Source organism: Tritonibacter sp. SIMBA_163, from assembly GCF_046535935.1.
GTDB lineage: Bacteria > Pseudomonadota > Alphaproteobacteria > Rhodobacterales > Rhodobacteraceae > Epibacterium > Epibacterium scottomollicae.
The window spans coordinates 363,277-377,319 of the sequence record NZ_JAWJBP010000003.1 but is presented as its reverse complement, the minus strand read 5'-3'; the positions used below and the strand labels follow the sequence as shown (position 1 = coordinate 377,319).

Annotated in this window: 15 protein-coding genes; 3 read left to right on the top strand and 12 right to left on the bottom strand. The window is 62.8% G+C overall.

Translation table 11 applies throughout. The features are described 5' to 3' along the window. Nucleotides 1–72 precede the first annotated feature (72 nt). The 6 genes from trpB to R0J92_RS08735 form a co-directional block, all read right to left on the bottom strand. Nucleotides 73–1,332, bottom strand: coding sequence for a tryptophan synthase subunit beta (trpB, locus tag R0J92_RS08760; protein WP_317384283.1), 1,260 nt, complete (start codon nt 1,330–1,332; stop codon nt 73–75). Between the two features lie 276 nt (nt 1,333–1,608). Then, the gene (locus R0J92_RS08755; RefSeq protein ID WP_411051398.1) at nt 1,609–2,463 is read right to left on the bottom strand and encodes a LysR family transcriptional regulator; all 855 of its coding nucleotides are present in this window, start codon (nt 2,461–2,463) and stop codon (nt 1,609–1,611) included. A gap of 271 nt (nt 2,464–2,734) precedes the next feature. Further along, nucleotides 2,735–3,382 carry a phosphoribosylanthranilate isomerase gene (locus tag R0J92_RS08750; RefSeq protein WP_317384285.1) on the bottom strand — a complete coding sequence of 216 codons (648 nt, stop codon included), beginning with the start codon at nt 3,380–3,382 and terminating at the stop codon, nt 2,735–2,737. Between the two features lies 1 nt (nt 3,383). Beyond that, nucleotides 3,384–3,734 carry a lipopolysaccharide assembly protein LapA domain-containing protein gene (locus R0J92_RS08745; protein WP_106161928.1) on the bottom strand — a complete coding sequence of 117 codons (351 nt, stop codon included), beginning with the start codon at nt 3,732–3,734 and terminating at the stop codon, nt 3,384–3,386. Then, nucleotides 3,735–4,022 (bottom strand): integration host factor subunit beta, encoded by a 288-nt coding sequence (ihfB, locus tag R0J92_RS08740; protein WP_106161927.1) that lies wholly within the window; start codon nt 4,020–4,022, stop codon nt 3,735–3,737. Between the two features lie 244 nt (nt 4,023–4,266). Beyond that, nucleotides 4,267–4,539 carry a hypothetical protein gene (locus R0J92_RS08735; RefSeq protein ID WP_411051397.1) on the bottom strand — a complete coding sequence of 91 codons (273 nt, stop codon included), beginning with the start codon at nt 4,537–4,539 and terminating at the stop codon, nt 4,267–4,269. 213 nt (nt 4,540–4,752) lie between these two features. On the opposite strand from R0J92_RS08735, the gene R0J92_RS08730 reads away from it, so the two are divergent. Continuing rightward, a complete protein-coding gene (locus tag R0J92_RS08730; RefSeq protein WP_411051396.1) occupies nt 4,753–5,664 on the top strand; it encodes a glutaminase in 912 nt (303 codons plus the stop codon). 99 nt (nt 5,665–5,763) lie between these two features. Beyond that, complete coding sequence (locus R0J92_RS08725; protein WP_411051395.1) at nt 5,764–6,417, top strand: metal-binding protein ZinT; 654 nt, start codon at nt 5,764–5,766, stop codon at nt 6,415–6,417. A gap of 136 nt (nt 6,418–6,553) precedes the next feature. Here R0J92_RS08725 and rpsA read toward each other — a convergent pair whose 3' ends face one another. Together rpsA and R0J92_RS08715 are read right to left on the bottom strand one after the other, a co-directional pair. Then, complete coding sequence (rpsA, locus tag R0J92_RS08720; protein WP_106161923.1) at nt 6,554–8,230, bottom strand: 30S ribosomal protein S1; 1,677 nt, start codon at nt 8,228–8,230, stop codon at nt 6,554–6,556. Nucleotides 8,231–8,520: 290 nt separating this feature from the next. Continuing rightward, nucleotides 8,521–9,231 (bottom strand): helix-turn-helix transcriptional regulator, encoded by a 711-nt coding sequence (locus tag R0J92_RS08715; RefSeq protein ID WP_411051394.1) that lies wholly within the window; start codon nt 9,229–9,231, stop codon nt 8,521–8,523. A 76-nt stretch (nt 9,232–9,307) separates the two neighbouring features. Here R0J92_RS08715 and R0J92_RS08710 point away from each other — a divergent pair, with 76 nt between their 5' ends. Beyond that, nucleotides 9,308–9,928 carry a glutathione S-transferase family protein gene (locus R0J92_RS08710; protein ID WP_411051393.1) on the top strand — a complete coding sequence of 207 codons (621 nt, stop codon included), beginning with the start codon at nt 9,308–9,310 and terminating at the stop codon, nt 9,926–9,928. 95 nt (nt 9,929–10,023) lie between these two features. On the opposite strand, the gene R0J92_RS08705 is transcribed toward R0J92_RS08710, so the two are convergent. The 4 genes from R0J92_RS08705 to trmB all read right to left on the bottom strand — a co-directional run bounded on the left by R0J92_RS08705 (nt 10,024) and on the right by trmB (nt 13,955). Beyond that, nucleotides 10,024–10,653, bottom strand: coding sequence for a nitroreductase family protein (locus R0J92_RS08705; RefSeq protein ID WP_411051392.1), 630 nt, complete (start codon nt 10,651–10,653; stop codon nt 10,024–10,026). 198 nt (nt 10,654–10,851) lie between these two features. Further along, nucleotides 10,852–11,463: a (d)CMP kinase gene (cmk, locus tag R0J92_RS08700; RefSeq protein ID WP_106161919.1), complete on the bottom strand. Its 612-nt coding sequence runs from the start codon at nt 11,461–11,463 to the stop codon at nt 10,852–10,854. A gap of 96 nt (nt 11,464–11,559) precedes the next feature. Continuing rightward, nucleotides 11,560–12,912 (bottom strand): 3-phosphoshikimate 1-carboxyvinyltransferase, encoded by a 1,353-nt coding sequence (gene aroA / locus R0J92_RS08695; protein WP_411051391.1) that lies wholly within the window; start codon nt 12,910–12,912, stop codon nt 11,560–11,562. Between the two features lie 275 nt (nt 12,913–13,187). Next, a complete protein-coding gene (gene trmB, locus R0J92_RS08690) occupies nt 13,188–13,955 on the bottom strand; it encodes a tRNA (guanine(46)-N(7))-methyltransferase TrmB (RefSeq protein ID WP_411051390.1) in 768 nt (255 codons plus the stop codon). Nucleotides 13,956–14,043: the final 88 nt, after the last annotated feature.

The window sequence follows — 14,043 nt, the reverse complement described above, 5'->3', positions numbered from 1 at the left end:
CATATAAAAAAGGCACACCCCACAGGGCGCGCCTTTTTATCGGTGTATTGTCGGCGCTCAGCTGCGCGGAGGTCACTCCTCCAGATCGCGGCCTTCCTCGGTGTCGGACATGTCAAATCCGAGGTGACGCGCCACGGTAAAGATGTCCTTGTCACCGCGCCCGCACATGTTCATCACGATGATATGGTCGCGGGGCAGCTCGGGGGCGATCTTCGTCACATGGGCCAGCGCGTGGCTCGGTTCCAGCGCCGGAATGATCCCCTCCATCGCGCAGGAGAGCTGGAACGCCTCCAGCGCTTCCTTGTCGGTGATGGAGACATATTTTGCGCGCCCGGTTTCATGCAGCCAGGAATGCTCCGGCCCGATGCCCGGATAATCGAGACCCGCAGAGATCGAGAAACCTTCGAGGATCTGCCCGTCGTCATCCTGCAGCAAGTAGGTACGGTTGCCATGCAGCACGCCGGGACGGCCGCCGGTGAGCGAGGCGCAATGCTCCATCTTCTCGTCCACGCCCTTGCCGCCGGCCTCGACGCCGATGATGTTGACGCTGGGATCGTCAAGGAACGGGTGGAACAGGCCCATGGCGTTGGAGCCGCCACCGATCGCCGCGATCAACGTATCAGGCAGACGGCCTTCGCCTTCCTGCTCCGCCAGCTGCCAGCGCACCTCCTTGCCGATCACCGACTGGAAGTCACGCACCATGGCCGGATAGGGGTGCGGACCCGCCACCGTGCCGATGCAGTAGAACGTGTCGCGCACATTGGTCACCCAGTCGCGCAGGGCGTCGTTCATCGCGTCCTTGAGCGTGCCGCGACCGGAGGTCACCGGGATCACCTCTGCGCCCAGCAGACGCATACGGAACACGTTGGGCGCCTGGCGACGCACGTCATGCGCGCCCATGTAGACCACGCATTTCAGACCAAACTTGGCGCAGACGGTGGCTGTGGCCACACCGTGCTGGCCGGCACCGGTCTCGGCAATGATGCGTGTCTTGCCCATGCGCCGCGCCAGCAGGATCTGACCCAGCACATTGTTCACCTTGTGGGCGCCGGTGTGATTGAGCTCGTCCCGCTTCAGGTAGACCTTGGCGCCGCCCAGATGCTCGGTCAGACGCTCCGCATAGTACAACGGGCTGGGGCGGCCAACGTAGTGCTTCCACAGATCGTCCATCTCGGCCCAGAAGTCCGGGTCCACCTTGGCGCGTTCATATTCCTCTTCGAGCGACAGGATCAGCGGCATCAGCGTTTCGCTGACAAAGCGGCCGCCAAAGATGCCGAAACGGCCATTCTCGTCCGGTCCGTTCATGAAGCTGTTGATGAGATCATCGGCCATGGGGGTATCTCCGTCTTCCGTATGCGCTGGTTCTAAAGCGCATTTAGGGCAAGAGAAACAGGTTTCTCGGTAAATTCACAGTACATGCTGCCGAAAGCCCGGCTCGAGAAGGGTTTTCGCGTCAGGCAGAGCCTTACGCGACCCGCCGCGCGCGCCCGTTGGGCGCGCGCGGCGCCTGGCCCATCGGATCGACGGGTCCCCTGACAAGGGGGCACAAGAGCGGGCGGGAGCCGCCCGGCCCGTTTGCCCTGTCCCGTCAAGCTCTTGCTGTTCGCTTCAATCCGGCGCGACAAGACCCCTCCGCAGATCCGGATCCGTCAACACTGCCGCCAGACTGTCCAGCGCGGTGCGCAGGGGCGGGTCGTGGCGCGCCTCGTGGTGGCTCACCAGCCATTCCTCATGCGCCAGCGCGCCGATCTCCGAGCTCACCTGCTGCAGCACCGGGAACAACAGAGCTGCAAACCTCGGCAGCACCACACGCCCCGCTCCGGTACAGGCCAGATCCGCGAGCATCCGCGGCGTGCTGGCGGTCACCGTGATGTCTTCGCCATGCTGCGCCCGCACCCAGGCCGAGCTGGGCGTCTCCACCGCGCCTTCCCGCAACGCCACATAGCCCTGCACGCTGTCACGCAGCGCGTATTCCGCATAGCTGATCCGTGCCGTGCGCCGTCCCGCCAGCCAGCTTTGCTGCGGTCGCTGGTTGCGGATGCCGATATCCGCACCGCGCCGGGCAATGTCCAGTCGCGCCGAAGCCTCTAGGAAGGAGGGCCGCCAACCCGCCTGCACCTGCCAGAACCGCGGCAGCTGTGCCGCCAGATAGGCCGACGTCCAGCTACCCGCGGTGATCCGCACCTCCACCGGTGCTGGCTCCGCCGCCAGCTGCCGCACCCGCCGCGCCTCCGCCCGCAGGCCTTCGGTCTCGTCCAGCAGCGCGCGCCCGCGCGCCGTCAGTCTATAGCCTTGCGACCCCCTCTCGAACAGCTGCCAGCCGAGCTGCCCCTCCAGCGCCCGCATGCGACGGCTCAGCGTCGGCACGCTCACACCGCGCTGCCGCGACACCGGCGCCAGCCCACCTGCCTGCCCCACCAGCGCAAACAGCTCGAGATCATCCAGAGACGGAGCATGTTTCATTTATGAAAGCCCCCTTGCAAAAACACCCGCTTAACGGGGCAGGCCTCGTACATGAGACTGCAGGAACCTTGGCAAAAATGAAAGGTCATCGGATGTGCGCCCACCTGCAGTCCCATTCTCCGCCTCCCCTCGTCAGTAGCTGGGAACGGGAGCGCGACCTCGCCCGCCGGCGGCTCCGCTCCTATCACAGGCGCAAGCGCCGCCTGCGCTGGTTGCGCCTGCTGCGCTGGATTGGGTCCTATTGCGGGAGACCAAACGCCTGAGGCGCGTGTCAGAGATCGCGCGTGGCCGCCACAAAGGCCTGCATCAGCTGCGGGTCCTTCTGCGCGGGCGCGCTTTCAACGCCGGAAGCCACATCGACCTGACGGGTGCCGGTCTTGCGGATCGCCTCGGCGACATTGTCCGGCGTCAGCCCACCGGCCAGCATCCAGGGCGCCTGCCAGTATTTCTTGCCCGCCAGCAGCTGCCAGTCGAAGGCCACGCCATTGCCGCCCGGCAGCACCGCTCCCTTGGGGGCCTTGGCATCGATCATAATCTGATCAGCGACCTGGGAATAGATGTCGATGGGGTCGAGATCCGCCGCCTCTGCCACGCCAATGACCTTCATCACTGGCAGGCCATAGCGGGCCTTGACCTCGGCCACGCGCTCGGGGCTTTCGGCGCCGTGCAGCTGGATCATGTCGAGCGGCACCGCGCCGGTGATCGCATCCAGCTCCGCGTCCGTCGGATTAACCACGAGGCCAACCTTCGCCAAGCCCACCGGCGCGCCCGATGCCAGCACTGCCGCTTGGGCGATGCTGACCGAACGCGCGGATTTGGCAAAGAAGTTCAGCCCCACATAGGCCGCGCCGGCCTCAGCCGCCGCCGCGATATCCTCGGGCGTCTTCATGCCGCAGATCTTGGACCGGATCGCGGTCATGTCAGGACGCATCGTCGAGAAGAGCCAGCACCTCGTCCTTGCCTTCGTGTTTCTGGCGCTTGAGGCGCTTCACCTCGCGCGACAGTTTCTTCACCTCACCGTGTTTCACGCGGGCTTCCCGGCGATGCTTGTGCTCGCGCAGGTATTCCAGCACGTAGCCAAGCGCCACACCAAGGGCCAGTCCGCCTAAAACCACAACAAACAAGGGCAGTGTGATCGCTGGGTTGAATCCCACCAGCTCCGCGAGGGCCTCTGGCATCAGCTTCAGGTTCACGAGACCGCGATTGGCGAGGCACACGGAGACCAGAACCACGGCCAAAACGCCCCAGACTGCATAGCGGATGTAACGCATTTACTCTTCTTTTCCGTTCAATCGATCCCGGAGCAGCTTGCCCGTCTTGAAGAACGGCACGTGCTTCTCCTCCACATGGACCGTCTCTCCGGTGCGCGGGTTGCGGCCCACGCGCGAGTCGCGCTTCTTCACCGAGAAGGCGCCGAACCCCCTGAGTTCAACCCGATCCCCACGCGACATGGCGGTGGTGACCTCTTCAAAGACCGTGTTGACGATCCGCTCCACATCCCGCTGATACAGGTGCGGGTTCTCGTCTGCAATCTTCTGGATCAGTTCCGAACGGATCATGTAATGGCCCTCCCAAAGCCCGTGTCTGACACATAGGGTAGATTAACTATAGGAAGAAAGTTGTTCTGCGGAAACAGGTTAGGCAAGCACTCATGGCTGAAATCCGCGTGTCAGGGGCAAATAGGGCAGAGAATACACCGCATTTCTGCGTCCATTGGTCCCGGCCTGCCCAAGTTTCAGGCGCGACCGGGCAAATGCTGCGGCAGCAAAGTCATTGATTCGGAAGCCTTAACAGGACCGCGCCTCAATGCTTGGGACTGCATTTCGCCGAAAACTGTGTCCCGCGTGCCTTGGAATAGGACTGACCTTCAAATCGGCTGAGCCGCATCGACCGGGCGCGGCAGGCAGCCTCGGCCTCACTGCGGATATCACTCTCGGACCAACCTGGCCCATAGCGGCCGGAGATCACGTAATTCTCGCCCTGTCGCGACATGTTCATGCCCATATGATCACGATCAATGGTCCCCGAACACGCTCCGACTGAGAGCATCACAAGGGTCAGGATCATATAGCGCATCGGTCTCTCCACTGGTCGGGTCAGGTCAGGTCTTGAACGCCTCGGCCGCGTGCCTTGCACAGGTCCACCGCTATAGGCGACACCGAGCTTCATCACCGCCCTTTGTCTCATGCCAACGTAAACAGGATGTGAGCGGAAACAGACTTTGCCTCCGCCTCCGGGCTGGCCTATGGCTGGTCAAAGGATGGGATGAGGCATCGGGACGCAGGTATCATGGATTTCGAAGGCATATTGCAGCAGATCGCAACCGACATGCAGGCGGAAACGGAGCGTGGAACGGCCGCAGGCTACATCCCGGAGCTTGCCTCCGTCGACACGAACCAGTTTGGAATGGCGGTGGCGCTGGCGGATGGGCGCAGCTTTGCGGTGGGAGATTCGGACAGGCGCTTTTCGATCCAGTCGGTGTCCAAGGTTTTCACACTCGCCCTCGCACTGGGACGTCTGGGCGAGGATCTCTGGCGTCGCGTCGGGCGCGAACCCTCGGGCCTGCCGTTCAACTCGATCCTGCAACTCGAACATGAACACGGCATTCCGCGCAATCCCTTCATCAACGCCGGAGCCCTGGTGGTGACCGATGCAATCCTCGCCGGCAACGCCCCGCGCGAGGTGCTGGGCGAGATCCTGCGCTTTGTGCGCGCCGCTGCCGGCGACGATGATATCCATATCGACGATGCGGTGGCCCGTTCCGAGACCGAGCACGGCGACCGCAATATGGCGCTGTCGCATTTCCTGGCGGCCCATGGCAATTTCGAGAATAGCCCTGAGCTGACCTGCGGCACCTATTTCCACCAATGCGCCATCGAAATGACCCCGCGTCAGCTGGCGATGGCAGGGCGCTTCCTCGTCGGCTCCCCGGATCTGCCCAGTATGATCTCGCGCGACAGAGTACGGCGGATCAATGCGCTGATGCTGACCTGCGGACACTATGATGGCTCCGGCGATTTTGCCTATCGGGTTGGCCTGCCAGGCAAGAGCGGCGTGGGCGGCGGCATCCTGGTGATCGTGCCGGGGCGGGCCTCCATCGCCGTTTGGTCGCCGGGGTTGAACCGGCACGGCAACTCCAAGCTCGGCACGCTGGCGGTGGAGCGGTTTGCCCAAGCCACCGGCTGGTCGGTCTTCGGCTAACTGCCGGAGCACCCGCCCGCCTGCCCGCCCCCTCTTGCGGCGCGTCACCACCTTCAATAACTGTTACGTTATTACATACAGAATCAAAGGACCTTTCAGATGATATCCCTGTCCCGCAGCGCGCTGGCGCTTTTGACCTCCGCCACCCTGTGCCTCGCCGCCCCGGCTTCCGCTGGCAGTAACCACGACCACAATCATGACCACGCGCACAAACATGACGAGCAGGTCTACAAGGGCTATTTCGACGACGCACAGATCCAGCCCCGCACCCTCGCCGACTGGCAGGGCGACTGGCAATCGGTCTACCCCTATCTTGCGGATGGCACGCTGGATCCGGTGATGGCGCATAAGGCCGAGCATGGCGACAAGACGGCTGAAGAATATCGTGCCTACTACAACACCGGCTACGCCACCGATGTGGACGCGATCAGCTTTGACGGGCAGACCGTGACCTTCACCGCAAATGGCGAGAGCTATGGCGGCGAATATGTGTCCGACGGTTACGAGATCCTGAACTACAAAAAGGGCAACCGTGGCGTGCGCTATATCTTCAAGAAAGACAGCGGCGATGATGCGGCCCCCGCCTTCATCCAGTTCAGCGATCACCACATCGCGCCGGAAACCGTCGGTCACTACCATCTTTACTGGGGTGACGACCGCGCCAAGGTCCTGGAAGAGCTGACCAACTGGCCGACCTACTACCCCGCCGACCTCAGCGGCGAGGACATCCTGCACGAGATGCTCGCGCACTAAGACGTCCTAGGACCTCCTGGTGGCGCCTCCGATCGAGGCGCCACACCTCGAACCTCCCTCGACCCAAGACATCGAACGCAAAAAAGCCCCGCAGGATTGCTCCTGCGGGGCTTCTTAATGTCGATCTAAAGAGAGATTACTCGCTCTTCAGTGCCGCGCCAAGGATATCGCCGAGGGACGCGCCGGAGTCGGAGGAACCATACTGTTCGACGGCCTCTTTCTCTTCTGCGATCTCGCGTGCCTTGATCGACAGACCCAGACGACGGGTCTTGGAGTCGATATTGGTGACGCGCACGTCGATCTTGTCCGCAACGGAGAAGCGCTCGGGGCGCTGGTCCGCACGGTCACGGGACAGGTCGGAGCGGCGGATGAAGGACTTCATGCCCTCATATTCCACTTCGATGCCACCGTCTTCGATCGCGGTCACTTCCACGGTCACGATGGAGCCACGCTTCACGCCGCCGATGGCGTCTGCGAACTTGTCACCGCCCAGTGCCTTGATGGAGAGCGAGATGCGCTCCTTCTCGACATCCACTTCGGAGACAACGGCCGAAACCATGTCGCCTTTGCGGTAGTTCTGGATGGCTTCTTCGCCGCGCTCGTCCCAGGACAGGTCGGAGAGGTGAACCATGCCGTCGATGTCGCCTTCGAGGCCAATGAACAGACCGAATTCGGTGATGTTCTTGACTTCGCCTTCGACTTCGGTGCCCTCGGGGTGGGTCTCGGAGAAGACTTCCCACGGGTTACGCATGGTCTGCTTGAGACCAAGGGAAACGCGACGCTTGGCGCCGTCGATTTCCAGCACCATGACGTCCACTTCCTGCGAGGTGGAAACGATCTTGCCGGGGTGCACGTTCTTCTTGGTCCAGGACATCTCGGAGACGTGGACCAGACCTTCGACACCAGGCTCCAGCTCAACAAATGCACCGTAATCGGTGATGTTGGTGACGCGACCCTTGTGCACGGAGGCCAGCGGGTACTTGGCGCCAACCAGATCCCACGGATCGTCCTGCAGCTGCTTCATGCCGAGGGAGATACGGTGAGTCTCTTTGTTGATCTTGATCACCTGAACCTTGACGGTCTCGCCGATGGCGAGGATCTCGGAGGGGTGGTTCACACGGCGCCATGCCATGTCGGTGACGTGCAGCAGCCCGTCAACACCGCCGAGGTCAACGAACGCACCGTATTCGGTGATGTTCTTGACCACACCCTCGACCGCCTGGCCTTCGGACAGGTTGCCGATGACTTCGGCACGCTGCTCGGCGCGGGACTCTTCGAGGATTGCGCGACGGGACACAACGATGTTGCCACGACGACGGTCCATTTTCAGGATCTGGAACGGCTGCTTCAGACCCATCAGCGGGCCAGCGTCGCGCACGGGGCGGACGTCGACTTGCGAACCGGGCAGGAAGGCCACGGCGCCGCCGAGGTCGACAGTGAAGCCGCCTTTGACGCGGCCGAAGATCGCGCCTTCGACGCGCTGATCGTCTGCGTATGCTTTTTCCAGGCGGTCCCATGCTTCTTCGCGGCGCGCCATCTCGCGGGAGATGACAGCTTCGCCACGGGCGTTTTCAGCCGCGCGCAGGTAGACTTCGACTTCGTCGCCAACGGTGACTTCAGCCGCTTCGCCGGGATTTGCGAATTCTTTGAGTTCGACGCGACCTTCCATCTTGTAGCCGACGTCGATGATGGCCTGACCGGCCTCAATGGCAATGATCTTGCCTTTGACTACGGAACCCTCTTCGGGGGTGTCCATTTCGAAGCTTTCTTGCAGGAGGGCTTCGAATTCCTCCATCGATGTTGTTTGAGCCATGTGGTCTCAGGTTTCCTTTACAGAGTTTTGCTGGCCGTGTGGTTGTCTCCACCGGTCTGAACAGGGTTGGTCGGTTCAGGACGCGAATCGCTGACAGTGCGGGAGCAACAAACAAACACAAAGGGCCGAGGTATGCCCCGACCCTGCTCCGACTGTCCTGGTGCGTTTACGCATCTCTGTTGACAGAGCGGTTTATAGGCGGTTTTGGCCTTGCTGGCAAGGGGGCTCGTACCCGGCATCCTGCGGGGTGGCAAAGCACCCCGAATGCATTTCTCCACGCTCGAACAGTGTCACGCTTTGCGCGGCGCATCTTCGGAGTATGCCTTCGACATCTGGGAGATATATTCGCGCAACAACCTGACCCGGTTTGGCCGAAAGCTCTCGTCAGTCGGCTCGGCAGTTTCCATGCGCCACATCATGAACTTTCGAAACTCCTGCCGCAAACAACACCACGCCAGTAGCGCGGCACCCCGATCAATGTACACGATCGCCAGCGGATAGACCCGCCGATGCGTGACCGCGCCAGCTGCATCTTGGTAACAAATGTCGAGCGCGCATTCGTCCCAGCATGCCGTCCTTATCCGGGACATATCCGGCGCCACGGCGGTCGGCGCCTGATAGCGATAGACCATATGTGTTGCGTGAACGATTTGACGCTGCAAGCGCTCCGGCATGGTCGCGGCGATCTTGGCAAGCGCGGATTCTGCTGCCTGTGCCAGCTGCGCATCACCGCGCTGGCGCACGTCGCTTAAGCCCACCACCAGCGCTTCCATCTCGATCCGGTCAAACGTCTGTGGCGGCAAGGCCGGATCTTCGGTCAGCGTATAGCCAAGCCCCGGCGCGCCATCAATCAGGGCCCCACTCGCCCGAAGGCTGTCGATATCACGATAGAGGGTGCGTTCCGACACTTCGGTTTCAAGTGCCAGCCGGGCTGCGGTCACAGGTTTGGGTAAAACGCGCAAGGCATTCATCAAGCGGAAAAGACGTTCGGGGCGGCTCATGACTTCCTGACGGAAACTGACAGTATGTTCTCTGTATATCCGACTTCCGATTCAAACCAACAAGGAAGTCGCCACCATGCTCACCCTGTATCATTCGCCGCGCTCGCGGTCGTCGCGCATTGTCCGCCTGATAGATGAACTGGATATCTGGTCCCAGATCGACATTCGCATCGTCGAAGTCACGCGGCAGGATGGCACCGGCGGGCACGACCCTGCGAACCCGCATCCCGAAGGCAAAGTGCCGTTGCTGGTTCACGATGGTGTCGAGATCTGGGAATCAAATGCCATCATTCTCTATCTCACCGACCTTTTTCCAGATGCAGGCGCGGGACCAGTTGCCGGTGATCCGCTGCGCGGACGCTATCTCAGCTGGCTGGCCTGGTACGGCAATGTGGTTGAACCGGTCATCGTCTGCGGCGCTGCGGACCTATCACACCCGATTCTGGATGCCACATTCAGGGGCGTGCCGGACATGACCCGCCGTTTGGCCGATGCCCTCGAACAAGCGCCCTTTCTAATGGGCGACACGTTCACGGCGGCCGACCTGTTGCTGGTTTCGCCCTTCACCTGGTTCAGTCACGAAGCCGCTGACCATCCTGCCATCAAGGCGTGGATCGAATGCTGCGAAGCGCGCCCCTCAGCGCAGCGGGTTGCAGAGTTTGACGCAAAGAAGCTCGACCAGATCACGTTCGACTGATCGGAATTGCCGCACCGCGGCGGTCGACCGCCAGCCACGAAAAAGGGCAGAGCCTCTTGGCTCCGCCCTCCTCTTCCGGCGCGCATTCGCGCAGATCAGTCGATTTCGGTGACCAGCGCCGCCTTGGATTTGCGCACCTTCGGCATCGGCAGCAGCCAGTCGCCCTCTTCGGCGCGGGTGCCCAATGGCAGCAGCACCTTGGATCGCAGCCCCTTGGATTTCAGGTCGAGGATCTCGTCCACTTGGTCGGGGTCAAACCCCTCCATCGGAGTGCTGTCGACGCCCAGTTCCGCCGCCGCGGCAAGGGCGAACCCCAGTGCGATATAGGCCTGATGGGAGGCATGGGCGTGGTTCACCTCTGCCGAGCGCGGCAGCAGCATCTCCTTGAGGTTAGCAAAATAGCCCTGCAACATGTCGGAATCGCCGCGCTCTGCTACCATCTGCTCGACCACCGCATCGATGCGCGCCTCGGTGTAATTGTCCCAGGCGGCAAAGACCAACAGATGCGAGCCGTCGGTGATCTGCGCCTGATCCCAGGCCACCGGGCGGATCGCCTCGCGCACAGCGGTGTTGCGGATCACGAAGAGCTCGAACGGCTGCACACCGCTGGAGGTGGGGGCCATGCGGATCGCCTCGACGATCCGGGCGACCTTGTCTTCCGGCACGGGTTTGGCAGGGTCCATCTTCTTGGCAGCATAGCGCCAGTTCAGCTTATCCAGAAACATCGGGGAGGTCCTTTCAGTGTGTCTCGCTTGCACTCATTTAGTAACTGAACTGGTTCGTTCAAGTTATTTTATCTCGACGTCGAGACTTAGGTAGACATCGAAGTCTACGACTGCAACCCCTGCCCCTACAGATCGTGAAAAAACAACGGCGCCCCGCTTGGGGCGCCGCTCAGACCTCATGCCATTCGTTACGGGACATCAGCCTTTTTGACGGGCTTCGACAACCGCAACGGCCTGGCCGATGGCCTCTTCAATGCTCAGGCTGCTGGTGTCGATGGTCACGGCATCCTCTGCCGGCTTCAAGGGCGCCTCGGCGCGGTTCATGTCACGCTCGTCGCGGGCGCGGACATCCGCCAGCACCTCCTCCAGCGTGATGATGCTGCCCTTGCCGGTCAGTTCCAGGAACCGCCGCGTGGCACGCACCTCGGCGCTGGCGGTCACGAAGAGCTTCACCTCCGCCTCCGGGCAGATCACCGTGCCGATGTCGCGCCCGTCCATGACCGCGCCGCCGGAGCGACGGGCAAAGGCACGCTGGAAGTCCACCAGAGCGGCACGCACCCCGGCGATCACCGCCACCTTGGAGGCGGCTTGCGCCACCTCGGCGGTGCGCAGGTCGTCGCGCTCCAGATCCACGACTTCGAGAGCTTCGGCAGCCGCGACCGGCTCCGCTCCGTCCAGCATACGCGCGCCGACCACGCGGTACAGCAGACCGGTGTCCAGATGCCCATAGCCGAAATGATCCGACACCGCCTTGGAAATGGTGCCCTTGCCCGCCGCCGCGGGACCGTCGATCGCAATGGTAAAGGCCATGGTGTCTCTCCTTGTGGCTGGTCTGGTCACAGGGGGCGCTGCCCCCTCGCGCCAAAGGCGCTCACCCCCGAGATATTTCTGAAAAGATGAAAGGGCTCAGGTGTTGTCGCGGCTGATGTGGGCGCCAAGATCGCTCATAAGGCGCTCAAAGATCGGGAAGGATGTGGCGATCGGGCCACCATCGTCCACCGAGACCGGCGCCTGCGCCCCCATGCCCATCACCATGAACGACATGGCGATCCGGTGATCGAGGAAGCTCTCGCAGGTGGCGCCGCCCTTGACGCCATCCGGGCCACAGCCCTCGACGCTCCACCAGTCCGCGCCCTCCTCGACGGTGACGCCATTGGCGCGCAACCCGCGGGCCATGGCGTCAATGCGGTCGCTTTCCTTGACGCGCAATTCCTTCACGCCCGCCATCATGGTGGTGCCGGTTGCGAAAGAGGCCACGACGGAGAGCACCGGATATTCGTCGATCATCGAGGCAGCGCGCTCGGGCGGCACGTCGATGCCTGTCATATCGGGGGAGTATTTGGCCCGCAGATCAGCCACCGGCTCGCCGCCTTCTTCACGTGGGTTCTCGAAGGTGAGATCCGCCCCCATATCCTGCAGCGTGTAAAACAGGCCCGCGCGGGTGGGGTTGAGGCCGATGCCCGGCACCAGCACGTCCGAGCCGGGGGTGACCAGCGCGGCGCAAACCGGGAAGGCGGCGGAAGAGGGGTCTCGCGGCACAGCGATCACCTGCGGCTGCAATTCGGGCTGACCGGTGAGGGTGATGACGCGACCTTCGTCGGTGTCCTCGGTGGTGATCTCGGCACCAAAGCCCGCCAGCATACGTTCGGAGTGATCGCGGGTGGCCTCGCGTTCGATCACAACTGTCTTGCCGGGTGCATTCAGCCCGGCCAGAAGCACCGCCGATTTCACCTGCGCCGAGGGCACCGGGACCTCGTAGCGCACCGGCACCGGCTCTGCGGCGCCGACGATGGTCATCGGCAGGCGACCCCCTTCGCGGCCTACGGATTGGGTTCCGAACAGCGCCAGCGGATCGGTCACTCGCGCCATAGGACGCTTGTTCAGCGAGGCATCGCCGGTGAAGGTCACGGTGATCGGCGAGGTTGCCATGGCGCCCATGATCAGCCGCACACCGGTGCCGGAGTTGCCGCAGTCGATGACATTCTCCGGCTCGGCAAAGCCGCCGACGCCAACGCCGAAGACGGACCATTCGCCGCCGCCGTGGTTGGTGACCTCGGCGCCAAAGGCCTGCATCGCCTTGGCGGTATCCAGCACGTCCTCGCCTTCGAGCAGGCCTGAAATTCTTGTCTCGCCCACGGCCATGGCACCAAGGATCAGCGAACGGTGCGAGATCGACTTGTCGCCGGGCACATGGGCCTCGCCCTTGAGCGGGCTGGCGCGGCGGGAGGTCATCGGAATGGGCGTGCCGTGTCCGGACATGGGCGGTTCCTCTTCTCAGTCGGTCGCAAGGCTGTTAGCGCAAGACGGCGCTGTCGTCCATCACCAAGCGCGCCTTGCCCGACCGTCTGGCAGCCTCTTAAGGAGAGCACACGACCTTGCAGAGTGCGGTGACGCAGGCCGCGCCCCTGGCGCGGCCTGCCGGGCCCAAAGGGCCAGGCTGCATTTTCAATGCAGATTAGACGCGCGGGAGGCTTCCCTCTTTGCGGCACAGCGCTCCAGTTGGCGATGGCCGAATGGTTGCGAGCGGCGCGCACTCACCTCGTGCGGCGGAAGGTAAGGTAGTGCGGCGTGCGCCCCTCACGCAGGGCCTTTTGTTCGTAGCGGGTGGAAATCCAGTCCTGCCAAGGCTGGCGCCAGTCGGTCGGCCCCTCAGCCAGCCATTCGAACCCGGCCCGCGGCACCTCTTCCAGCGTCTGACGCACATAATCGGGAATATCCGTCGCCACGCGGAAGATCGCACCGGGTTTCAGCGCACGGGCCAGCGGCGCCAAATGCTCTTGGGTCACAAACCGGCGCCGGTGGTGGCGCGCCTTCGGCCAGGGATCCGGATAGAGCAGGAAAGCACGCGACAGGCTCTGCGCGGGCAATACATCCATCAGATCCCGCGCGTCGCCCGGGTGAACACGCACATTTTCGACCGATGACTTGCGCAGCTTGCCCAGAAGCATGGCGATGCCGTTCACGTAGGGCTCCGCGCCAATGATGCCCACGTCCGGATTTGCCGTGGCCTGATGCACCAGATGCTCGCCACCGCCAAAGCCAACCTCAAGCCAGACGTCACGCCCGCCAAACAGCGCCTCAAGATCGAGCGGAAGCCGGTCGGGGTTTTCATCCCACCCCACCGCACCCGGGCTCAGAGCGGGCAACATCTCATCAAGGTCGCGCACCTGATTTGGCTTCAGCTGCTTGCCCTTGAAGCGGCCATAGAAGTTCCGCCAAGGCGCACCAGAGGCATGTTTGCCCTCAGCATCAAGGCCGGTTCCAACCTCTGTGAAAGCAGTGCGGGCGTTGTCATCGGACATCTGGGGCGGGTTTCCTCTGGTAAACTCACTGAAATACGCGCCATCGACGGCCACGCAAGGCGCCCCCCTCTGCCGCAGTCAGTCGCGA

What these genes read in the sequence shown, in the direction of transcription:
- R0J92_RS08755 (WP_411051398.1), bottom strand. Translation starts at nt 2,463, where the DNA reads ATGAAACATGCTCCGTCTCTGGATGATCTCGAGCTGTTTGCGCTGGTG.
- R0J92_RS08705 (WP_411051392.1), bottom strand. Translation starts at nt 10,653, where the DNA reads ATGTTTCTGGATAAGCTGAACTGGCGCTATGCTGCCAAGAAGATGGAC.
- rpsA (WP_106161923.1), bottom strand. Translation starts at nt 8,230, where the DNA reads ATGGCTCAAACAACATCGATGGAGGAATTCGAAGCCCTCCTGCAAGAA.
- trmB (WP_411051390.1), bottom strand. Translation starts at nt 13,955, where the DNA reads ATGTCCGATGACAACGCCCGCACTGCTTTCACAGAGGTTGGAACCGGC.
- trpB (WP_317384283.1), bottom strand. Translation starts at nt 1,332, where the DNA reads ATGGCCGATGATCTCATCAACAGCTTCATGAACGGACCGGACGAGAAT.
- R0J92_RS08715 (WP_411051394.1), bottom strand. Translation starts at nt 9,231, where the DNA reads ATGAGCCGCCCCGAACGTCTTTTCCGCTTGATGAATGCCTTGCGCGTT.
- R0J92_RS08745 (WP_106161928.1), bottom strand. Translation starts at nt 3,734, where the DNA reads ATGCGTTACATCCGCTATGCAGTCTGGGGCGTTTTGGCCGTGGTTCTG.
- cmk (WP_106161919.1), bottom strand. Translation starts at nt 11,463, where the DNA reads ATGGCCTTTACCATTGCGATCGACGGTCCCGCGGCGGCGGGCAAGGGC.
- ihfB (WP_106161927.1), bottom strand. Translation starts at nt 4,022, where the DNA reads ATGATCCGTTCGGAACTGATCCAGAAGATTGCAGACGAGAACCCGCAC.
- R0J92_RS08750 (WP_317384285.1), bottom strand. Translation starts at nt 3,382, where the DNA reads ATGACCGCGATCCGGTCCAAGATCTGCGGCATGAAGACGCCCGAGGAT.
- R0J92_RS08725 (WP_411051395.1), top strand. Translation starts at nt 5,764, where the DNA reads ATGATATCCCTGTCCCGCAGCGCGCTGGCGCTTTTGACCTCCGCCACC.
- aroA (WP_411051391.1), bottom strand. Translation starts at nt 12,912, where the DNA reads ATGTCCGGACACGGCACGCCCATTCCGATGACCTCCCGCCGCGCCAGC.
- R0J92_RS08735 (WP_411051397.1), bottom strand. Translation starts at nt 4,539, where the DNA reads ATGCGCTATATGATCCTGACCCTTGTGATGCTCTCAGTCGGAGCGTGT.
- R0J92_RS08730 (WP_411051396.1), top strand. Translation starts at nt 4,753, where the DNA reads ATGGATTTCGAAGGCATATTGCAGCAGATCGCAACCGACATGCAGGCG.
- R0J92_RS08710 (WP_411051393.1), top strand. Translation starts at nt 9,308, where the DNA reads ATGCTCACCCTGTATCATTCGCCGCGCTCGCGGTCGTCGCGCATTGTC.